Origin of the sequence: Sulfuritalea hydrogenivorans sk43H (genome assembly GCF_000828635.1) — a bacterium.
Taxonomy (GTDB): Bacteria; Pseudomonadota; Gammaproteobacteria; order Burkholderiales; family Rhodocyclaceae; genus Sulfuritalea; species Sulfuritalea hydrogenivorans.
Window position 1 is genome coordinate 851044 of the sequence record NZ_AP012547.1, and the last position, 20725, is coordinate 871768.

Sequence of the window (20725 nt, forward strand, 5' to 3'; positions counted from 1 at the left end):
GCAAAGAATAAGGAGCCATACATCATGTTGACGCATGACAAAATCGAACGGAACGTGGGACTGCTGATCGTCCTCACCATCCTCACCATCAGTGTGGGTGGTTTGCTGGAAATCGTCCCGCTGTTCTTCCAGAAATCCACCACCACGCCGGTCAATGAACTGGTCAAGCCTTACGACCCCTTGCGCCTGGCTGGGCGCGACATCTACATTCGCGAAGGCTGCTACAACTGCCACTCGCAGATGATTCGTCCGTTCCGCGCCGAAACCGAGCGCTACGGTCACTATTCGGTCGCCGGCGAGTTTGTCTATGACCATCCGTTCCAGTGGGGCTCCAAGCGCACCGGCCCGGATCTGGCGCGCGTTGGCGGTCGCTATTCGGACCAGTGGCATCGCACTCACCTGCTGAATCCGCGTGATGTGGTGCCGGAGTCGAACATGCCCGCCTATTACTGGCTGGATCGTCCGCTCAAGGACGATGCCATCGACGCCAAGATGAAGGCGCTGCGCGCCGTTGGCGTGCCCTATACCGATGCCGAAATCGCCGGAGCGAAAAAGGCCATCGAGGGTACCAGCGAACTCGACGCATTGATCGCTTATCTCCAGGGCATGGGCACTGCGCTCAAGCAAACGAGGTAATCGAGTGGACATCAACGACCTGCGTTCGCTTGTCACGGTGCTGGCGTTCATCGCCTTCATGGGCATCGTCTGGTGGGCGTATTCGGACCGGCGCAAGAAGACCTACGACGAGGCGGCGATGATGCCGCTCGACGACGACAGTCCCTTTGTGCCATCGGCGCCGCAGGTTACGGAGAATCAGGAAAGGAAATCATCATGAGTGATTTTGTCAGCGGCTTCTGGAACGTTTATGTGGTGGGCATCGTGCTCGCCAGTGTGCTGGGTTGCGGTGTCTTTCTGTGGTCGCAGAGTATTGCGCGACACGTGGAGGGGGAGACCACGGGCCATGTCTGGGACGAGGATCTGCAGGAGTTCAGCAATCCGCTGCCCAGCTGGTGGCGCTGGTTGTTCTACATCACGATCATCTTTTCGTTGTTCTACCTGGCGATGTATCCGGGTCTGGGAACCTACCAGGGCCAGTTCAACTGGTCTTCCACCGGTCAGTATGACGGCGAGATCAAGAAGGCAGATGAGCAGTACGGGCCGATCTTCAAGAAGTTCCAGTCCCAGGACATCTTGGCCGTGGCGGCCAACAGCGAGGCGAAGGAAATGGGCCAGCGCCTGTTCCTTACTTACTGTGCGCAGTGCCACGGTTCGGATGCCAAGGGCGCGCGCGGCTTTCCCAACCTGACCGACAACGACTGGCTGTTCGGCGGCACGCCGGATCAGATCAAGGAGTCGATCCTCAAGGGGCGCGATGCCATGATGCCGGCCAAGGGTGTCAAGCCCGACCTGAATGGCGACCAGATCAAGGATCTCGCCCACTATGTGCGTTCCCTGTCCGGACTGGCTGCCGATTCGATTCGCGCCCAGCGCGGCAAGGAGCTCTTTGCCCCGGCTTGTGCCGCCTGTCACGGCCCGGACGGCAAGGGCGTCCTCGGACTGGCACCGAACCTGACGGACAAGGTCTGGCTCTACGGCAGTTCGGAGGAAACCATTACCGAGACGATCACCAAGGGACGCACCAACCGCATGCCAGCCTTCGGTGAGTTCCTCGGCGATGCCAAGGTACACCTGCTGACAGCCTACGTGTATGGCCTCGGCGGTGGCGTCAAGGATGCTGCTCCGGCCGCGCCTGCCGCAGACCCCGCCGCAGCGGCTCCTGCCGAAAAGAAGTAGACTGATTACTGGTCCCCGGCACCACGACTTGTGGCGCCGGGGAATTTTCAGTCTGCTTTATAAGAATATAGTAATACGATTATCATGACATCAGCCTCTCCCGGGCCGTCGCAGGAAACCAGACCCAGCTTTGTCGAGGAAAGCCTTTACGAGGTGCACCAGAAAGTGCATCCGCGTGCCGTCAGTGGAATTTTCGCTACCTGGCGCTGGTCCCTGGTCTGGTTCACCCAACTGGTGTATTACGGTATTTGCTGGCTGCCCTGGAACGGGCGGCAGGCCGTGCTGTTCGACCTGGTCGAACGCAAGTTCTACATCTTCGGTCTGGTGTTCTGGCCGCAGGACGTAATATTCCTCGCCATCCTGCTGATCATTTCAGCGTACTCGCTGTTCCTGTTCACCGCGGTGGGAGGGCGACTCTGGTGCGGCTATGCCTGCCCGCAAACCGTGTATACCGAAATATTCACCTGGATCGAGCAGAAGATCGAGGGCGAGCGCAACGCCCGAATCAAGCTGGATGCCGCGCCGATGAGTCCGCGCAAGTTCTGGCTGCGGACCGCGAAGTATGGTTTGTGGACCCTCTTGGCATTGTGGACCGGCTTCACCTTTGTCGGCTATTTCACACCGATCAAGACACTGTGGAGTTCGATCTGGAGCTTCTCGCTGGGGCCCTGGGAAACCTTCTGGATGCTGTTCTACGGCGCCTTCACGTACTTGTTTGCCGGGCACATGCGCGAACAGGTATGCAAGCACATGTGCCCGTATGCCCGCTTCCAGGGCGTCATGTTCGACCCCGATACGCTGACCATTACTTACGATACCGAGCGCGGCGAACCGCGCGGGGCAAGGAAGAAGGGCGTAGCACCGCAGGCGGTCGGCAAGGGAGATTGCGTTGATTGCGGCATTTGCGTCCAGGTCTGTCCGACCGGAATCGACATCCGCAATGGCCTGCAATACGAATGCATCGGTTGCGCTGCGTGCATCGATGCCTGCGATCAGGTGATGGAGAAGATGAGTTATCCGAAGGGCCTGATCCGCTATTCGACCGAGCACGCGATCGAGGCGCACTGGGGCTGGAAGGAAATCCTCGGGCATGTCGTGCGGCCTCGGGTGGTCATCTATTCGGCAATTCTCGCCGCGATCTGCGTGGCCTTTGTCTGGGGCATCGCCACCAAGCCGAGCCTGCGCGTGGATGTCATCCGCGACCGCGCAACCCTGGCACGCGAGGTCGAGGGCGGGCTGATCGAAAACGTCTATCGGCTGCACGTGATCAATGTTTCCGAAGTGCCGCACCGTTATGCCATAAGCGTTTCCGGCCTGCCGGGAATCGACATGGTGGGCGAGCGCATCCTTGAAGTGCCGGCGGCAGCGGCCAGGAGTTTCTCGATTCAGGTGCGGGTGCCCCCCGAGTCGGGCAAGAAAGGCTCGAACCAGATATTTTTCGACGTCAAGTCGATTGCCAACGAGAAGGTAGCGGTGCACGAAAAGGCCACCTTCCTGCAACCATGAAGGAAACCCGAATGAACGCTACTGACGTTCGCCCCTGGTACCGTGAACCCTGGCCGTGGATTCTCGCCGCGGGGCCGTTCATTGTCGTGATTGCCGCGTTCTACACGGCGTGGCTTGCCATCAAGAGCAACGATGGACTGGTTACCGACGACTACTACCGGAAGGGGCTTTCCGCCAACCAGACCATTGCCCGCAGCGAACAGGCGAGCAAAATGGGTCTGGTAGCGGGTGTGCGGATCACCAGCGACGCAATGTCGGTGCGCCTTCAGGCGAGCGACAAGGGCTTTGCGATGCCGCCGACGCTGGTAGTGACAATTTCGCATCCGACTCGCGCCGGTCTCGACCAGTCACGCGTACTGTCGAGATCGGGTGACGCGTTTGTCGGCGAGGTGCGGTTGCCGGCCGCGGGACATTGGCTGGTGTTGCTGGAAGACGAACGCAAGACCTGGCGCCTGATGGGCAATGTGATTCTTCCCGCGAATGGGGAAACCCTCATTGGCGGCTCATCGCAGCTGGAGACCCCTCCAGCTCCCGCAGACATCCGGAACGCCAGGTAAGCGTTTCCTCGCAGCCTGCAAAGGAGAGAAAATGCAAAAAATCTTCTGGGTGTTGTGGCCTTCGTTTCTGGTTGCCGGGATTGCCGAGGGCATTTTCTTCACCGTGATCGATCCCCAGGAACTCTATCTCTTCGGTGAGCCGGTGCATTTTTCAAAGATCGCCACCTACTCGATAGGCTTCTTCGGCTTCTGGTTGATCTGTGCCGCATCCAGTTTGATGACCTGGTTCCTGCAACTAAGCGCCATCGAGGTAAACAAGGGTGTTGGTGCCGTATCGGGGAATGGCGGAGACAGTGTCCGCAACTGAGTTGAACCGGCGCTGAATCGGCGGGTTACTTGCGGGCGGGCCCGACGCCGATCGGGGGCGGCGCCAGATTGACGATCCGCGTGAACAGGTCGCGACATTCCTGATCGGCTTCGGTATCGAAACGCGGGTCGCCGTTTTCGCTGAAGGCGGTACCAATTTCAACCCAGTCCTCCGGCGTCAGATGCTTCTTCGCCAACGGCAGCACGGTGCCTTCCTCAAGCGCCATGTGTTTGACGGTGTCATCCGCAAACTTCTCCACGGCTGCAGAAAACCTGTCCAGTCCATCCGGCATCCCCGCCTCGTAGTAACCGAGTGCAAGTTCCAGATCGCGTATGCGTTCGGCACCGGCAAGATGCTGGCGTTCGAGTTCCGCCACCACCGCGTCGGCCTCGTGGGTCCGCAGGCGCAACCTGGCAAACAGATAAGTGTTTTCCTTCGGGTGATGCAGCTTTTCGGGAAACTCGTCGAGATAGAAGATCATCGCCCACAGCAACCGAAAATCAGGCTTCGAGTTCCTTTCGCGAATCTCACGCACGAGGTATCTCAAGCCATGGACGACGGCGGCAAGCGAGCGATGCTCGTCATGGATGATGGCGAGAGCCGAGTTCAACACGGTTGGCTCCAGGCCCGACGCGGTTCAGCGATAGACCAGCACCGGTATTTTCGAGTGCGTCAGCACTTTTTGCGTTTCCGAACCGAGCAGGAGTCCGCTGATGCCGCGGCGGCCGTGAGAAGCCATGAAAATCAGATCGGCACCCGCTTGTTCGGCCGCGGCAATGATTGCCTCGTAGGGAATATCGCTGACCGCGCTTGTTCCCGCACATGCGACGCCTGCCGCCTTGGCTTCCGCTTCATGCGCGGAAAGAATCTCCTTGGCTTGCTGCTCGGCCATTTCCGCGAATTTCTCGGGAGTGGTCGGATCAATCAGCGCGCCCTCGCCATAAAAGGCCACCGGATAGTCGGGTTTGGCGAAGAAGAACGTTACTTTTGCTCCGGTTTCCTTGGCAAACGCTATCGCACGTCTTGATGTGTCGGACGAAAGTTGCGAGCCGTCGGTGGGAACAAGTATGTGCTTGAACATGGGATTCAGCCCTCCATATGATGATTAAGCTTAACGTACTAATGAGCAGCAGCGTTGATCAAGATCAATAGCAGCCTGAACTATACCCGACCGGCATCGGGCACAATTGCATTGTGGCGGCTGAACGATTGCACGCCGCCCTTGTGAAGTGGAGAGACCCGCCATGAGCACGACCAAACAGACCAAATTGCCCCCAACCCCCCAGGCCGCATGGCGCGCAGTAAATCAGGCGGTCGAAGCCAGGATTGATCCGATTGGCATGGCGACCCCGCTGATGCACGCGCAGCTGGCCTGGTTGTCCCATCCGCAGGAGATGTCGGAAACGCTTACGCAGTTTGCGACCACGCTGTGGGAGTTGCAGACGCACTCATGGCACCGCGCACTGGGGATGCCAAGCAAGGATGTGGTGTCGCCGAACCCTGACGACACACGGTTCTCCGATCCGGTCTGGAGCGACTCGGCGAGTTGGGATATTGTCAAGGAGTGGTACCTGATGATGACCCACCAGGTACAGGACATGCTCTACGACACGCCGGGGTTGTCGAATCGTGACCGACGTCGTGCCGCATTCTGGTGGCGTAAGTGGCTGAATGCCGTTGCGCCGACCAACTTCCTGCTGACCAATCCGTCGGCGATGCAGAAGGCCATGGAAACTCGCGGCGAGAGCCTGCTCAAGGGCTTCAACAACTTCGTGACCGATTTTCAGGCGGGCGATGTGCAGATGGCGCGCCCGACCGATTTTGTCGTTGGCAAGGACCTGGGAACCACGCCGGGCAAAGTGGTGTTTCGCAACAGGCTGCTGGAGGTCATTCACTACACGCCGACCAGGGAAAAGGTTTTTGAAACCCCCATGGTCATCGTCACGCCATGGATCAACAAGTTCTACATTCTCGATCTGAACGCCAGGAAGAGCATGGTGAAGTTTCTGGTCGATCAGGGCCACGACGTCTATATCACCAGCTGGAAGAACCCGACGGCAGACATGCGGGATGTGACCTTCGATGACTACCTGATGGAAGGCATCGGCCAGATCATTGAAACAGCCCGCGGCATTTCCGGTTCGGCGAAGGTGCATGCGGTTGGCTACTGCATAGGCGGCGCGGCGCTGGCAACCTGGATGGCATGGGCTAACGCCCGCTATTCCAAAAAGAATGTGCCGGTGGAAACGATCACGCTGCTGACCACATTGGTGGATTATCACAAGCCGGGCGACATCGAAGTGTTTCTCGACGAGAGCAGCATCAAATGGCTGGAAAAGTCGATGGCGGAAAAGGGTTATCTCGATGGCAAGGAGATGGCGTCGGCATTCCGTCTGCTGCGCTCGAACAGCCTGGTCTGGCATTACGTGGTGCGCGGCTACCTGTTTGGCGAGGCGCCGCCGCCGTTCGATGTGCTGTTCTGGAACATGGATGCGACGCGGATGCCGGCGGCGATGCACAGTTGGTACTTGCGCAACTTGTATCTGGAGAACTCCTTGATCAAGAAGGATGTGCTGAATCTGGCGGGCGAGAACATAGATCTCGGGCGGATTTCCCAGCCGCTCTATGCCGTGTCCGCGGAGGACGATCACATCGCGCCTTGGCGCCAGACTTTTCGCATCAACAACTTCGTCGCCGGTTCACGCCGCTATGTGCTGTCAAGCTCGGGTCACATTCTGGGTATAGTGAATCCGGTCGTGAATCCGCCCAAGCGCGATTACCGAGTGGGCAATGTTGAACGGCACGATACGTCGGAAGACTGGCACGAACGGGCCGAACTTCACCATGGCAGCTGGTGGGAGGACTGGATGGCCTGGCTCAAGCCGCAGTCGGGAAAACTGGTTGCGGCCCCACCCGTCGCCACGGAGAAATTCCCTGCATTGACCGACGCACCCGGCACCTATGTGCTTGAACCGTGATTCCTTGCTGACCGTGCTCGTCGCGCGGATTCTTCAGCGCGGCGATATCCGGATGCCCGGATAACTCATAGGGGTATTTGATCCCTGAATAAGCGGCACTCTTGACGGCGGTCAATGTTATCGGATGGGTCAATGTCCAGAATTGACTGCTGTTCAGATGGAGTTTGCCGTCATGTCGATTACTTCCCCGCTTTTCCAGCACCACAAGCACTGCGACGAGATATTCGCCAGTGCCGAGGATGCGTGTGCCAACGGCGACTGGGAGGCTGGCGCGAAGGCCTTCACGCTTCTGGTCGAACAGCTCGAAACCCATTTTGGAACCGAGGAGGAAGTTCTCTTCCCCGCCTTCGAGACGGCGACCGGAATGACTTCGGGCCCCACCGAGGTCATGCGCGGCGAACATCGCCAGATGCGCGATCTGCTGGCGCAGATGAAAGATGCCCTGACGTCCCGTGACGCAGATGCTTTCAGCGGCGCCGCCGAGACCCTGCTGATCCTGATGCAGCAGCACAACATGAAGGAGGAGAACATCCTTTATCCCATGTGCGACAACACATTGGGTTCGTCGGATGTCGGCCCCACCCTGGTCGAGCGATTGAAGACGTCATGACCGAGCACGTAATCGATGGCCGCGAACTGCAGCCGCCGGAGCCGATGGAATTGACTCTGGAGGCGCTGGATCGCCTCGGCGAGGGGGACAATATATTGCTGCTGTTGTATTGCCAGCCGCATCCGCTGTTCAGTATTCTGAAAAAGAACGGCTACGCCTGGAGCGAAGACCTTTGCTCCGACGGCACGCGCGAGATCCGGATTCGCAAGCAGTCCGCCTGAAGACGCCGATCGGATGCACCCCAGCCTTTCCTTCGATCAGGCGCCTCCCATTTCGGTGCCCTACCGCTTTTTTTTCGCGGCCCCCTGGTTTGGCGCGCTGGCCGGAATTCTCCTGGCCTGGTCGGGCGGCGATGTGCTGGTTTCAAGATGGACGCCGGAGGCCCTGGCGCTGACCCACCTGGTCGCCCTGGGCTTCATGCTTCAGGCCATGTGCGGGGCAATGTTCCAGTTCATACCCGTTGCAGTGGGCGGCAATGTCTGGCGCCCGAAGCTGGTCGCGAATACGGTGCAACCCCTGCTGCTGCTGGCCACCATACTGCTGGTTGCGGGTTTGCTGTTCAGCCGCCCGAGCTTGTTCACCGTGGCTGTTCCATTGTTCTTGCTGGCGCTGGGCGGTTTCGTGGTGGTGGTCGCGCTGGCGCTGTGGCAGACGCCGGCTACCGGCATGACCTTGTGGGCGATGCGCATTGCGATCGGGGGATTGACGGTCACCGTGCTGCTCGGTTCGCTTCTGGCGGAGGCGTTGGCGCATGGCCTCGCCGTGCCGATCATCGAATTGACCAACATCCATCTGGCATGGGGCCTGGGCGGCTGGGCGCTGATGCTGCTGGCTGGGGTGTCCTACCATGTCGTTCCGATGTTCCAGCTGACGCGGCCCTATCCAATGTCGTTCACTCGCTGGTTCGGGCCTTTGCTGCTGTTGTTGCTGCTGGGCTGGTCATCCCGGCTGTTTATCGAGGATGTGCGCTGGTCGATGGCGATTGTGCTGCCCTTGCTGTTGCTTCTGGCCTCCTATGCGGGGATCACCCTGTGGCTGCAGTACACGCGGCGCCGGAAAATCCATGATGCAACTTCGCTCTACTTTCGCGTTGCGATGCTGTCGATGCTGGCATTCTCGATTTCCGGCGCGATCATTTTCGTGCGCCCTGAACTGGGGGCCGATCCGAGATTCGTGGTCTGGCTGGGCATGCTCGCATTCGCCGGCGTTTTTGTGTCGGCCATCACCGGCATGATGTACAAGATCGTGCCTTTTCTGAACTGGCTGCATCTGCAGCGGCTGGGCGCCCCGATATCGGCGGTCCCCAACATGAAAAAGATGATCCCGGCCGAGGCGATGACCGGTCAGTTGCGTTTGCATGTGCTCGCGCTCGTACTGTTGCTGGCCGCAGTCTGGCTGCCCGGGTTGACCCGGCTGGCCGGAGTGGCCTTTGCCGCTTCGTTTGCCTGGCTGGGCTGGAACCTGTTGGGAGCGATCAGGCGTTACCGGACCTTCAGAGATCAAATTCGCGCAACCGCTTTACATCGTTGATCGTGATTTGCTTCCCGCTCACATTGATCAGCCCGTCGGTTGATAGATCGTGAAAAATCCGCGACAGGGTTTCGGGCGTCAGATTCAGGCGCGAGGCGATCACCTGTTTCGAGGTAGGCAGCGAAATATTGAAGCTGCCCTCGCAGGGCCCGTCCTGCTGCGGGCAATGTTGCAGCAGGTAGCCGACCACGCGCTGCGCGGAGGAGCGCAGGGAATAGGTTTCGACGTCATGCACCAGGGAATGCAGGCGCATCGAGAGGCCTGCCAGCATGCGCCGGGCAAACAGCGGGTCCCGTTCCAGGAGTTCGAACACGGTAGTGCTGCCGATATGCAGCAACAGGCTGTCTACCAGGCCTTCGGCAAACAGCGGGTAGGGGCGGTCCATGAACATGACGGCCTCGCCGAAGCTTTGCCGCGGTCCGAGAATCTGCACCACTTTTTCATTCCCTTGCGAGGAAGGAAAAGCGAGTTTGATCTGGCCGAACACAACGACGAAAAACCCCTTGGGAGGGTCACCTTTCTGGAACAGCATCTCGCCCTTTGCGAGTCGGCGCTCGCGACACGCCGCTTCAAGCACGGCAATCTGCTCCGGAACCAGTTCCTGGAACAGCGGAAGACGGGAAAGAATCTGGGGAATATCGAGCTTGGTTTCGTGCATGGTCTCTTGCATCGGGGTACTCTAGGTTTATCAATGGAACCTTACCATGCCTCGCCCCGGTGGCGGCAATCCTGATGAATCTTCCCGTATTTTTTGCGGCTCCGCATCGTGTCATGTTCCTGTCGGGTACCGTTCAGGCGCTGGCGGTCATGGCGTTCTGGTCGATCGAAGTGGGCGGGCGCTACGCAGGCCTTTGGGCCGTTCCGGCCTGGCCTTTGCTGATGCTGTTTCCGCCATTCGCGCTGCATGCCTTGCTGGTTTCCTGTGGGGTGTTTCCGTTTTTCATCTTCGGCTTCATCCTTACCGCCGGACCGCGCTGGCAAGGGGCGGGCGAGTTGTCGCAGCGCGATTTCCTGCCCGCTTTTTCCTTGCTGGCCGGCGGCTGGCTGCTGGTCTGGGTGGCCTTGATGTTGCCCCAGGTGCTGGTCGCGGGCCTCTCGGTGGCGCTGGCCGGGTGGATTGCCGTGGCTCTGACCTTGACCCGAATTGCCCGGCATCGAGCGACCGATCGCGAGCACATTGCTTTCGTGGCACTGGCAGCCTGGCTTGGCGCCGCCGGGCTGGGCGCCTTTGCGGTCTTCGCCGCGGGCGGGACGCTGCTGTGGGTGCGTCTGGGAAGCTCACTGGCAGTGTGGGGCTTCCTGCTGCCGGTATTTTTGACCGTGGCGCATCGCATGCTGCCCTTCTTCACCTCGTCGGCGGTACGCGGCTATGTGGTGCACCGACCCGCGTGGGCATTGCGGGCCCTGCTGGCGTTCAGCGTGGCGCACGGCACGCTGGCGGTGCTCGAACAGGGGCGCTGGCTCTGGCTGGTCGATGCGCCGGCCATGCTGGTGGCGGGACGCCTGACATGGCTGTGGTGGAGCCGTGCGGCGATGCAGAACCGGATGCTGGCGGTCCTGCATCTGGCGTTCGCCTGGCTGGCTCCGGCCTTTGCCCTGTCGGCCTTGCAGAGCCTGGCGAAAGATCTGGCCCCGGGTTTTCTTGGCCAGGCGCCGCTGCATGCGCTGACCCTCGGCTTTTTCGCCTCGATGCTGCTGGGCATGGCGTCGCGCGTTACCCTGGGCCATTCCGGCCGGCCGGTGGCGGCGGACAATGCAATGTGGCGGGCGTTCTGCATGATGCAGGCGGCAGCGGTCGTACGCGTGCTCAGTGAATTGCCGGATCTGCCCGGTGCGTACTCGCTGATGTGGCTGTCGTCACTGTTGTGGCTGGGCGCCTTCGCCCTGTGGGCCGCTCGCTATGCGCCGGCCTTCTGGCGACCGCGTGAGGACGGGAAAGGGGGCTAGCGGCGATGTACGTCGTGGTCAAATACATCCATCTCATCAGCGTGAGCCTGAGCCTGGCGGGGTTCTTCCTGCGCGGCCTGCTGATGGTGCGCGCTTCGCCGTTGTTGAACGCGCGCTGGATCAAGGTGCTGCCCCACGTCAATGACACCGTCCTGCTTGCGGCGGCGCTGTCGCTGGCGTTCATGTCGGAGCAGTACCCGTTTGTCGCCGGCTGGGTGACGGCGAAGGTGCTGGGCGTGTTTGCCTACATCATCCTTGGCGCCCTGGCGCTGCGGGATGCCAGTACGCTGAGGATGCGCATCGTTTGCTGGCTGGCGGCGATGGCGGTATTCGGCTGGATCGTCTCGGTAGCCCTGACGCGCAATCCGGCGGGCTTCCTGGCAGTGCTGTTCTGAATCAGCCGATACGTCCGTCGGGCGGCGCCAGCAGGGCCTTGAGCCGCGGGATGTCGAGAATCCGGATGTGCTTTTGCTGCACCGAGATCAGGCCCTCGTCCTGGAAGCGCGAGAAGGCTCGGCTCACGGTTTCCAGCTTGAGGCCGAGATAGGAACCGATTTCCTCGCGCGTCATGCGCAGGTGAAACTCGGCCGGGGAGTAGCCGCGCGCGGTGAAGCGCTGTGACAGGTTGAGCAGGAAGGCGGCCAGCCGCTCTTCGGCGCGCATCGTGCCGAGCAGCATCATGACGCCATGGTCGCGCACGATTTCGCGGCTCATGACCTTGTGCAGGTGATGCTGCAGGGAATGGATCTCGCTGGAAAGCATTTCCAGTTCGGTGAACGGGATCAGGCAGACTTCGCTGTCTTCCAGCGCCACGGCGTTGCAGGTGTGTACCTCGGTGCTGATGCCGTCCATGCCGAGGATTTCGCCGGCCATCTGGAAGCCGGTCACCTGATCGCGCCCGTCTTCGGTCAGCACGTCGGTCTTGAAGAATCCGGCCTTGACGGCGAAGATCGATTCGAAGTGGTCGCCGGCGCGATACAGGTGTTGACCGCGCTTCAACTTGCGTCCGCCGCCGATCAGGTTGTCGAGGCGGCCCATGTCGTTTTCCGAAAGACCGAAGGGCAGGCACAGCTCGCGCAGGTTGCACTGCGAGCAGGCAACCTTGAGGCCTGGAGCGGTGATCGGGATCACATTCTGTTTGACGTTTGCATGCACGCTGCTTGCATTACCCGGCGAGGGGTACCCCTTTGATCTGTGTCAACCCGAGTTCCGGGCGATTGCGGCATTCTGCATGCTCGCGCAAATGTATCGCGCCTGCCGTATTTCCCACACTTTCCGCCAATGAACTATCAGGAACTGATTTTCGACCCGCAGGTCATCCGTCGCTTCGACGTCAATGGACCACGATACACGTCCTATCCGACTGCCGACCGTTTCGTCGAGGCATTTGGCGCGGATGACTACGTGCGCTGGCTCGGACAGAGAACAGTGGGAGGTATAGGCAAACCGCTCTCATTATACGTCCACATCCCCTTCTGCAATACCATCTGCTACTACTGCGCCTGCAACAAGATCATCACCAAGGACCATGGGCGCTCCGCCAAGTACATCAAGTACCTGGGCAAGGAAATCGCCATGCAGGAAGCGGCGCTGGACGGCAGCCGCGATGTGGTCCAGCTGCACTTCGGCGGCGGCACGCCGACCTTCCTTTCCAACGACGAAATGCGGCGCTTGATGGACATCATCCGCAAGCATTTCCGTTTGCTGCCCGGCGGCGAGTATTCGATCGAAGTCGATCCGCGCAAGGTCGATCGCGAAACCGTGAAGCTGCTCGGCGAGCTGGGCTTCAACCGCATGAGTGTCGGCGTGCAGGATTTTTCGCCCGAGGTGCAGGTGGCCGTGAATCGCGTGCAGAGCCTCGAAGAGACCAAACTGGTCATCGATTCGGCGCGCGAGTTCGGTTTCAAGGGCATCTCGGTGGATCTGATCTACGGTCTGCCCAAGCAGAACGTGATCAGCTTCAACCACACGCTGGACGAGGTTCTCAAGCTCGATCCGGATCGCCTGTCGATCTACAACTACGCGCACCTGCCTGCCCTGGCCAAGCCGCAGCGACGCATCAACGAAGCCGATCTGCCCTCGCCCGATGCGCGCCTGCAGATACTGCAACTGGCAATCCGCCGGCTGACCGAGGCGGGTTACGTGTTCATCGGCATGGACCATTTCGCCAAGCCGGACGATGAGCTCGCCGTGGCGCAGCGTCAGGGCCGCCTGCATCGCAACTTCCAGGGTTATTCGACGCATGCCGAAGCCGACCTGATGGCCTTCGGCGTGTCCGCCATCGGCAAGGTGGGGCCGAGCTACTGCCAGAATGTGCGTACGCTGGATGAGTACTACGACCGCCTCGACCAGGGCGTGCTGCCGGTTTTCCGCGGCATCGAGCTGAACGCCGACGACCTCCTGCGCCGCAGCATCATCCAGGCCCTGATGTGCCACTTCGAACTTTCCATCGAATCCATCGAAATCGCCCACCTGATCGATTTCAAGTCCTATTTCGCCGACGAACTGGCGGACCTGAAGGAAATGGAAGCCGGCGGCCTGCTGTCCATCGACGACCAGTGGATCAGCGTCCTGCCGCGCGGCCGCCTGCTGGTGCGCGGCATCGCCATGGCCTTCGACCGCTATCTGCGCACCGACCGCGAGCGTGTCCGTTATTCCAAAGTCATCTGACGAGCCGCGGTGCCTGACGGCGGTTTCCTCGCGGTATTCCTGATCGGCCTGCTCGGCGGCGTGCATTGCGCCGGCATGTGCGGCGGCATCGTGTCGGCGCTGAGCCTGCAGATGCCGCGCTCCGCAGCAAAGCCGGTCTCGACCTTGCCGCTTCACCTGGCCTACAACCTCGGCCGCATCTCCAGCTATGCAGTCGCCGGCGCCTTGATGGGCGCAGTCGGCAGCCTCGGGTTGCTGCTCGACAACTGGCTGCCGGTCCAGATGATCCTGTATGTCGGCGCCAATATGATGATGGTGGCGCTCGGCCTCTACCTCACCGGATTGACGCAGACCCTGGCCTTTGTCGAGCGTGCCGGCCAACGGCTATGGCGGCGGGTGCAACCTTCGACCAGGCGCTTCCTTCCGGTGCGCGGCGTGGCCCAGGCTTTTCCGCTCGGCATGCTGTGGGGCTGGCTGCCTTGCGGATTGGTGTATAGCGTCCTGACGATGACGCTGCTGTCGGGCAGTGCCGCAAAGGGCGCCACCATCATGCTGGTGTTCGGACTCGGCACGCTGCCCAATCTGCTGCTTGCCGGCCTGCTGCTGGTGCGCTTTCGCAGCGCCATTCAGGGACGTGCGCTGCGTCTGGTTTCGGGCTTGATCGTTCTTTCTTTCGGCGTGTGGGGCCTGTTCAATGCCGCGGCGCTGGGTGGCAGGTTGTGGCAGGGAGTGGTCTGAGTCGGCGCTGGCGCTACGGCGACGGGCGGTATCGGCGCGGTGCTTTGCATGCCTGGGATTCCGCTTCGCGGGCAGGTGCTTTGCATGCCTGGGATTCCGCTTCGCGGGCAGGCAACTTGCGACGCGCCGCTCGCCGCCGCATAATTAGCACTTTCTAATGTTTAGTGGAGAGATTCATGGCCGTCACCCCGCACGACCTCGTGGTCGAAGCCAAGTCCCAGATCAAGGAAGTATCGACCGCCGAGGCACAGGCGCTGATGACCAAGCGCACCATCATTGACGTGCGTGAGTACGACGAATATGCCGCCGGCCATCTGCCGGGTGCGATCAACATTCCGCGCGGCGTGCTCGAGTTCAAGATCGGCACCGTCGGCGAATGTGCCGACAAGGGCAAGCCCTACCTGATCTATTGCCGCACCAGCGGCCGCGCCGCGCTGTCGACCGTGCAGTTGCAGAAGATCGGCTACAGCGACCTGATTTCGATGGCCGGTGGCTTCGAGGTCTGGAACACCGAGGGTCGTCCGACCGAGAAGCCCGAGCCGATCAATTTCGAGTAACGATGAACGCGCCGCAAGTCCCCGTCGACAGCAGTCAGGAAACCGTCGAGCTTGCGCTCGGCGGCATGACCTGCGCGGCCTGCGCGGCGCGCATCGAAAAGCAGCTCAACAAGCTGCCCGGCGTCGAGGCGGCGGTGAACTTCGCGGCCGAGCGCGCGCATGTGCGCTATGCGCCGGGCGACGTCGACGTCGGTCGCCTGATCGCCACGGTGGTCAAGACCGGCTTCACCGCCGACGTATCCACCGCCGATACGCGCGCCGAAGAGAAGGCGAAGAAGTTCGCGCTCTATCGCGAGGAGCTGCGCCGCTTCTGGATTTCCGCCGCGCTGACGCTGCCGCTGGTGGCGCAGATGGCCTTCATGTTCGGCGCCGAGACCCATGACGACGTGCTGCCGCGCTGGCTCCAGCTGCTGCTGGCCACACCCGTGCAGTTCTGGATCGGTTGGCGCTTCTATGTCGGCGGCGCAAACGCCATACGCGGCGGCGCCGGCAACATGGACGTGCTGGTGGCGCTCGGCACCAGCATGGCCTGGGCCTACAGCTTCGTCGTTACGGTGTGGGACCTGCACCACCAGCACGTGTATTTCGAGGCCTCGGCAACCGTCATCACGCTGGTGCTGCTGGGCAAGATTCTCGAAGCGCGGGCCAAGGCCAGGACATCGGCCGCGATCGAGGCGCTGGCGAAACTGCAACCGCAGACGGCGCGCATCGAGCGGGGTGGCAAGCTGATCGATGTCGCAGTAGCGACGCTGATTCCCGGCGATGTCTTCGTCGTGCGTGCCGGCGAGGCGATGCCGGTCGATGGCGAGGTCATCGACGGCGCATCGTCTGCCAACGAATCGATGCTCACCGGCGAAAGCCTGCCGGTGACCAAGGCCGCGGGCGACCGCGTCTTCGCCGCCACGATCAACGGCGACGGCCTGCTGCGCTGCCGCGCCACGGGCGTCGGCAGCCACACGCTGCTGGCCGGCATCATCCGGTTGGTGGAAGAGGCGCAGGGTTCCAAGGCGCCGGTGCAGCGGCTGGCCGACAAGGTCGCGGCGATCTTCGTTCCGGTGGTGACCGTGATAGCGCTGCTGACCTTCGTCGCGTGGTGGGCGCTGGCCGGCGACTTCACCCAGGCGCTGGTGAACGCGGTGGCGGTGCTGGTGATCGCCTGTCCCTGCGCGCTGGGCCTGGCGACGCCGACCGCGATCATGGTCGGCACCGGGCAGGGCGCCAAAGCCGGCGTGCTGATCCGCAACGCAGTAGCACTGGAACTCGCGGAAAAGCTCAAGGTGCTGGTGGTGGACAAGACCGGCACGCTGACCGAGGGCCGGCCAGTCGTTACGGATGTGATGACAGTCGGCGCCGGCGCGCTCTGCGTACCTGGGATTCCGCTTCGCGGGCAGGCAACGGCGGTTCTGCTGCAACTCGCGGCCAGCCTTGAGCAGGGATCGACGCACCCGCTCGCCGCGGCGATTGTGGCGCGCGCCAAGTCTGACGGACTCGCGCTCGCGTCGCCGCAGAACGTCGTGACGACCGCGGGCAGGGGCCTTCAGGGTGAAGTCGATGGCTGTCGTGTGCAACTCGGCTCCGTGACATGGATGAAGGAACAGGGCTGGTCCGCGCCCGAAGCCGAGACGTTGGCGTGTGCCGGACGCAGCGTGGTCGCGGTGGTGGCGGATGGCAGCCTGCTCGGTTTCATCGGCATCGCCGATCCGCTGCGTGCCAGCTCAACGGCTGCCGTTGCGCGCCTGAATCGGCTCGGCATCGAGGTGGTGATGCTCACCGGCGACAACGCCGGCACGGCACAGGCCGTTGCTCACGAAGCCGGCATTGAACATTTCGAGGCCGAGGTATTGCCCGGCGACAAGGCGGCAGCGGTAAATAAGCTCAAGGGTGCGGGTCGCCTGGTCGGCATGGCCGGCGACGGCATCAACGATGCGCCGGCACTCGCCGCCGCCGACGTCAGCTTCGCCATGGCGGCGGGGTCGGACGTCGCGATGCAGGCCGCCGACGTGACGCTGATGCGCGACGACCTCACCGGCGTGGCCGACGCGATTTCGCTGTCGCGCGCGACGCTCTCCAAGATACGGCAGAATCTGTTCTTCGCCTTCATCTACAACGTGCTCGGCATTCCGCTCGCGGCGCTGGGTATGCTGAACCCGGTGATCGCCGGCGCGGCGATGGCGATGAGTTCGGTGTCGGTGGTGAGCAATTCCCTGCTGCTGCGCCGCTGGCAATCAAACAAGGACTGATGACATGGAAACGACGACAATCAAGGTGGACGGCATGTCCTGCGGCGGCTGCGTGAAAAGCGTGACTGGTGTGTTGACCGCGCTCGACGGCGTGGCGAAAGCCGAGGTTTCGCTGGAGCAGAAACAGGCGGTGGTCGAGTTCGACGCGGCGAAAGTGACGCGCGACCAGCTCAAGGCCGTGATCGAAGACGCGGGTTTCGACGCCGCCTGAGACGATCGGGAATATCAAGAGTCGGCGCTGGCGATACGGCGATTGCCGTATCGCCAGCGGCCCGCGTCACTCTTCGAGCAGGCTGCGCAACATCCACGCGGTCTTGTAGTTTCGGCCGCCGCTTCGCGGCTTGACCTGCAGACTGCGCAGGTCAGCCTTCACTGAAAGACCGCCGCGCCGTAGATGCTTCCACGCGGTCATTCTTCCAACAGGCTGCGCAGCATCCAGGCGGTCTTTTCATGCACCTCGATGCGCTGCGTCAGCAAATCGGCCGAGGGCTGGTCGTTGGCCTTTTCCACCAGCGGGAACAGCTTGCGCGCGGTGCGCGCCGTGGCTTCCTGCGCGGCGACGAGGTGGCGCACCATGTCCAGCGCCTTCGGTTGGCCGTCGACTTCCTTGATGGTGGCCAGCTTGACGAACTCCTTGTAGGTGCCGGGCGCGGGGTGGCCCAAGGCGCGGATGCGTTCGGCGATCAGGTCGAGCGCGTTCCACTGCTCGGTGTATTGGCCCATGAACATCAGGTGCAGGGTGTTGAACATCGGTCCGGTGACGTTCCAGTGGAAGTTGTGCGTCATCTGGTAGAGCGTGTAGCTGTCGGCCAGCAGGCCGGAGAGGCCTTGCGCGATGGCGGCGCGGTCCTTGTCGGCAATGCCGATGTCGAGTTTGGCGACTTTGACGGGCTTCTTCGTTTTCATGATGTTTCCTCCGGTCATTGGGTCAAGTGGATCAGTCGAAACAGGCAGCGTAATCCCGTTTGCATCAGGCAGGTTGACCCAGATCAACGCCAGATTTCGTCGCGGCCGGCGCGGGCGCCGGACTGCGGATCAGGTGATCGAACGCGGAGAGCGATGCCTTGGCGCCTTCACCCATGGCGATGATGATCTGCTTGTAGGGCGTGGTCGTCGCGTCGCCGGCGGCGAAGACGCCGGGCAGCGAAGTCTGGCCGCGCGCATCGATCTCGATCTCGCCGCGCGGTGAGAGGTTCACGGTGCCCTTCAGCCAATCCGTGTTGGGCAGCAGGCCGATCTGGACGAAGATGCCTTCGAGCTCGACCCGCTTGGTCTGTCCGCCGATGCGATCCTGAAACACGATGCCATTCACCTTCTCGCCGTCGCCGGTGACCTCGGTGGTCAGCGCACTGGTGACGATGGTGACATTGGGCAGGCTGCCGAGCTTGGCCTGCAACACGGCGTCGGCGCGCAGCTTGCTGTCGAATTCGAGCAGCGTGACATGGCTGACGATGCCGGCGAGGTCAATCGCCGCCTCGACTCCCGAGTTGCCGCCGCCGATCACCGCCACGCGCTTGCCCTTGAACAGCGGGCCGTCGCAGTGCGGGCAGAAGCAGACGCCCCTGGCCTTGTATTCCTTTTCGCCGGGCACGTTCATTTCGCGCCAGCGCGCGCCGGTGGCGAGGATCACGCTCTTTGCTTTCAGCGTGGCGCCGTTGGCGAGCCTGACCTGGGCCAGTCCGTCATCGCCGGCCGGGATCAAGGCCTCGGCGCGCTGCAAATTCATGATGTCGACCTCGTACTGCTTGACGTGCTGTTCCAGCGCCATGGCGAGCTTCGGCCCTTCGGTATGCGGCACCGAGATCAGGTTCTCGATCGACAGGGTGTCGAGCACCTGGCCGCCGAAGCGCTCGGCCACCACGCCGGTGCGGATGCCCTTGCGCGCGGCGTAGATCGCCGCCGCCGAACCGGCCGGGCCACCGCCGACGACGAGGACGTCGTAGGCGTCTTTGGCGTTCAGCTTCTCGGCATCGCGGGCAGAAGCGCCGGTATCCACCCTGGCGAGGATTTCCTCGATGGTCATGCGGCCCTGGCCGAAGGGCTCGCCATTCAGCATCACGGTCGGCACGGCCATGATTTTGCGTGCGCTCACTTCGTCCTGATACAAGGCGCCGTCGATCATCACGCTCTCGACGCCGGGGTTGAGCACGGCCATCAGGTTGAGTGCCTGCACCACGTCCGGGCAGTTGTGGCAGGAGAGCGAGATGTAGGTTTCGAAGCGAAACTTGCCACTGAGACCCTTGATCTGCTCGGTCACGGCGGCATCCACCTTGGGCGGGTGGCCGCCGGTCTGCAACAGCGCGAGCACCAATGAAGTGAATTCGTGGCCCATCGGGATTCCGGCGAAGCGGATGCGCGCGGCCTCATTCGGGCGGCCGACGGAGAAGGACGGCTTGCGGGCATCTGTGCCGTCTTCGCGCACGCTGACCTTGGGCGAGAGCGCGGCGATGTCGGCCAGCAGCTCGCGCATCTGGCGCGCGGCATCGCTGGCGTCGAGCGAGGCGACGAGTTCGATGGGCGTCTGGAGCTTTTCGAGATAGGCGGAAAGCTGGGTCTTGATCGCGGCGTCGAGCATGATGTTCTCCTGGTGTGGATTGCAATGGAAAGGCAGCCGTTGTGTGATCTGCCTTGCCGCTGCAATCCCGGCCCCGGGGTCACTGGGGCGGGATGGTTGGGGTCAGGGGCTTGTTGTCAGATCTTGCCGACCAGGTCCAGCGAAGGCGCCAGGGTGGCTTCGCCTTCCTTCCACTTGGCCGGGCAGACTTCACCCGGGTGGCTGGCGACGTACTGGGCGGCCTGCACCTTGCGCAGCAGTTCGGTGGCGTCGCGGCCGATGCCGCCGGCGTTGATCTCGATGATCTGGATCTTGCCCGCCGGGTCCATGACGAAGGTGCCGCGCTCGGCCAGGCCGGCTTCCTCGATCATCACGCCGAAGTTGCGGGTGATGGTGCCGGTCGGATCGCCGATCATCGGGTACTTGATCTTGCCGATGGTCTCGGAGGTGTCGTGCCAGGCCTTGTGCGTGAAGTGGGTGTCGGTCGATACGGCGTAGATCTCGACGCCCAGCGACTTGAAGGTGGCGTAGTGGTCGGCCAGGTCGCCCAACTCGGTCGGGCAGACGAAGGTGAAGTCGGCCGGGTAGAAGAACACGACGGACCACTTGCCCTTGAGGTCGTCCTGGGTGACGGGAACGAACTTGCCGTTGTGGAAGGCGGTGGCCTTGAAGGGGAGGATTTCGGTGTTGATCAGCGATGCGTTCATGGTGTGGCTCCTTGGGGTGGTTGAGATGATTTGCTGCGATGGAGTGAATAT

Annotated in this window: 25 protein-coding genes; 17 read left to right on the forward strand and 8 right to left on the reverse strand. The window is 61.9% G+C overall.

Annotation, left to right across the window (positions count from 1 at the left end):
* Positions 1-24 precede the first annotated feature (24 nt).
* From ccoO to SUTH_RS04195, 6 genes are all read left to right on the forward strand, one after another.
* On the forward strand, positions 25-636 hold the full coding sequence (ccoO, locus tag SUTH_RS04170; RefSeq protein WP_041097324.1) for a cytochrome-c oxidase, cbb3-type subunit II: 612 nt from the start codon (positions 25-27) through the stop codon (positions 634-636).
* 4 nt (positions 637-640) lie between these two features.
* Entirely contained in the window at positions 641-835 is a 195-nt protein-coding gene (locus SUTH_RS04175; RefSeq protein WP_041097325.1) for a CcoQ/FixQ family Cbb3-type cytochrome c oxidase assembly chaperone, read from the forward strand.
* Positions 832-1794 carry a cytochrome-c oxidase, cbb3-type subunit III gene (ccoP, locus tag SUTH_RS04180; protein WP_041097327.1) on the forward strand — a complete coding sequence of 321 codons (963 nt, stop codon included), beginning with the start codon at positions 832-834 and terminating at the stop codon, positions 1792-1794. The genes SUTH_RS04175 and ccoP overlap by 4 nt, the downstream gene beginning before the upstream one ends.
* A gap of 84 nt (positions 1795-1878) precedes the next feature.
* Positions 1879-3300 carry a cytochrome c oxidase accessory protein CcoG gene (gene ccoG / locus SUTH_RS04185; RefSeq protein ID WP_041097329.1) on the forward strand — a complete coding sequence of 474 codons (1422 nt, stop codon included), beginning with the start codon at positions 1879-1881 and terminating at the stop codon, positions 3298-3300.
* Positions 3301-3311: 11 nt separating this feature from the next.
* Entirely contained in the window at positions 3312-3857 is a 546-nt protein-coding gene (locus tag SUTH_RS04190; protein WP_171817308.1) for a FixH family protein, read from the forward strand.
* 31 nt (positions 3858-3888) lie between these two features.
* Positions 3889-4164: a hypothetical protein gene (locus tag SUTH_RS04195; RefSeq protein ID WP_052473207.1), complete on the forward strand. Its 276-nt coding sequence runs from the start codon at positions 3889-3891 to the stop codon at positions 4162-4164.
* 25 nt (positions 4165-4189) lie between these two features.
* Here SUTH_RS04195 and SUTH_RS04200 read toward each other — a convergent pair whose 3' ends face one another.
* Positions 4190-4777 (reverse strand): hemerythrin domain-containing protein, encoded by a 588-nt coding sequence (locus SUTH_RS04200; RefSeq protein ID WP_041097331.1) that lies wholly within the window; start codon positions 4775-4777, stop codon positions 4190-4192.
* A gap of 24 nt (positions 4778-4801) precedes the next feature.
* The gene (locus tag SUTH_RS04205; protein ID WP_041097333.1) at positions 4802-5245 is read right to left on the reverse strand and encodes a universal stress protein; all 444 of its coding nucleotides are present in this window, start codon (positions 5243-5245) and stop codon (positions 4802-4804) included.
* Positions 5246-5408: 163 nt separating this feature from the next.
* Here SUTH_RS04205 and SUTH_RS04210 point away from each other — a divergent pair, with 163 nt between their 5' ends.
* The 4 genes from SUTH_RS04210 to SUTH_RS04225 all read left to right on the forward strand — a co-directional run bounded on the left by SUTH_RS04210 (position 5409) and on the right by SUTH_RS04225 (position 9282).
* Positions 5409-7142: a PHA/PHB synthase family protein gene (locus SUTH_RS04210; RefSeq protein WP_052473211.1), complete on the forward strand. Its 1734-nt coding sequence runs from the start codon at positions 5409-5411 to the stop codon at positions 7140-7142.
* 172 nt (positions 7143-7314) lie between these two features.
* On the forward strand, positions 7315-7752 hold the full coding sequence (locus SUTH_RS04215) for a hemerythrin domain-containing protein (RefSeq protein WP_041101646.1): 438 nt from the start codon (positions 7315-7317) through the stop codon (positions 7750-7752).
* Entirely contained in the window at positions 7749-7973 is a 225-nt protein-coding gene (locus SUTH_RS04220; protein ID WP_041097335.1) for a DUF2249 domain-containing protein, read from the forward strand. The genes SUTH_RS04215 and SUTH_RS04220 overlap by 4 nt, the downstream gene beginning before the upstream one ends.
* A gap of 13 nt (positions 7974-7986) precedes the next feature.
* Entirely contained in the window at positions 7987-9282 is a 1296-nt protein-coding gene (locus SUTH_RS04225) for a hypothetical protein (RefSeq protein WP_041097337.1), read from the forward strand.
* On the opposite strand, the gene SUTH_RS04230 is transcribed toward SUTH_RS04225, so the two are convergent.
* Complete coding sequence (locus SUTH_RS04230; RefSeq protein WP_041097339.1) at positions 9245-9952, reverse strand: Crp/Fnr family transcriptional regulator; 708 nt, start codon at positions 9950-9952, stop codon at positions 9245-9247. The genes SUTH_RS04225 and SUTH_RS04230 overlap by 38 nt on opposite strands.
* A gap of 62 nt (positions 9953-10014) precedes the next feature.
* On the opposite strand from SUTH_RS04230, the gene SUTH_RS04235 reads away from it, so the two are divergent.
* Together SUTH_RS04235 and SUTH_RS04240 are read left to right on the forward strand one after the other, a co-directional pair.
* A complete protein-coding gene (locus SUTH_RS04235; protein ID WP_041097341.1) occupies positions 10015-11229 on the forward strand; it encodes an NnrS family protein in 1215 nt (404 codons plus the stop codon).
* A 5-nt stretch (positions 11230-11234) separates the two neighbouring features.
* Positions 11235-11624, forward strand: coding sequence for a SirB2 family protein (locus SUTH_RS04240; RefSeq protein ID WP_041097343.1), 390 nt, complete (start codon positions 11235-11237; stop codon positions 11622-11624).
* Between the two features lies 1 nt (position 11625).
* On the opposite strand, the gene fnr is transcribed toward SUTH_RS04240, so the two are convergent.
* A complete protein-coding gene (gene fnr / locus SUTH_RS04245; protein ID WP_231851096.1) occupies positions 11626-12384 on the reverse strand; it encodes a fumarate/nitrate reduction transcriptional regulator Fnr in 759 nt (252 codons plus the stop codon).
* A gap of 126 nt (positions 12385-12510) precedes the next feature.
* Here fnr and hemN point away from each other — a divergent pair, with 126 nt between their 5' ends.
* The 5 genes from hemN (at position 12511) to SUTH_RS04270 (ending at position 17624) form a co-directional block, all read left to right on the forward strand.
* Positions 12511-13899 (forward strand): oxygen-independent coproporphyrinogen III oxidase, encoded by a 1389-nt coding sequence (hemN, locus tag SUTH_RS04250; protein ID WP_041097345.1) that lies wholly within the window; start codon positions 12511-12513, stop codon positions 13897-13899.
* Positions 13900-13908: 9 nt separating this feature from the next.
* Positions 13909-14616, forward strand: a complete 708-nt coding sequence (locus tag SUTH_RS04255) for a sulfite exporter TauE/SafE family protein (protein ID WP_041097347.1) — start codon at positions 13909-13911, stop codon at positions 14614-14616.
* Positions 14617-14792: 176 nt separating this feature from the next.
* Positions 14793-15173: a rhodanese-like domain-containing protein gene (locus tag SUTH_RS04260; protein ID WP_041097349.1), complete on the forward strand. Its 381-nt coding sequence runs from the start codon at positions 14793-14795 to the stop codon at positions 15171-15173.
* A 2-nt stretch (positions 15174-15175) separates the two neighbouring features.
* Entirely contained in the window at positions 15176-17413 is a 2238-nt protein-coding gene (locus SUTH_RS04265; RefSeq protein WP_041097351.1) for a heavy metal translocating P-type ATPase, read from the forward strand.
* A 4-nt stretch (positions 17414-17417) separates the two neighbouring features.
* Positions 17418-17624 (forward strand): heavy-metal-associated domain-containing protein, encoded by a 207-nt coding sequence (locus tag SUTH_RS04270; RefSeq protein ID WP_041097353.1) that lies wholly within the window; start codon positions 17418-17420, stop codon positions 17622-17624.
* A gap of 66 nt (positions 17625-17690) precedes the next feature.
* Here the strand turns inward: SUTH_RS04270 and SUTH_RS20195 are convergent, their stop codons facing one another.
* The 4 genes from SUTH_RS20195 to ahpC all read right to left on the reverse strand — a co-directional run bounded on the left by SUTH_RS20195 (position 17691) and on the right by ahpC (position 20674).
* A complete protein-coding gene (locus tag SUTH_RS20195) occupies positions 17691-17825 on the reverse strand; it encodes a hypothetical protein (protein WP_269450478.1) in 135 nt (44 codons plus the stop codon).
* Entirely contained in the window at positions 17822-18319 is a 498-nt protein-coding gene (locus SUTH_RS04275) for a Dps family protein (RefSeq protein WP_041101650.1), read from the reverse strand. The genes SUTH_RS20195 and SUTH_RS04275 overlap by 4 nt, the downstream gene beginning before the upstream one ends.
* A 64-nt stretch (positions 18320-18383) precedes the next feature.
* Positions 18384-19988 (reverse strand): alkyl hydroperoxide reductase subunit F, encoded by a 1605-nt coding sequence (ahpF, locus tag SUTH_RS04280; protein WP_041097355.1) that lies wholly within the window; start codon positions 19986-19988, stop codon positions 18384-18386.
* 116 nt (positions 19989-20104) lie between these two features.
* On the reverse strand, positions 20105-20674 hold the full coding sequence (gene ahpC / locus SUTH_RS04285) for an alkyl hydroperoxide reductase subunit C (RefSeq protein WP_041097357.1): 570 nt from the start codon (positions 20672-20674) through the stop codon (positions 20105-20107).
* Between the last annotated feature and the right edge of the window lie 51 nt (positions 20675-20725).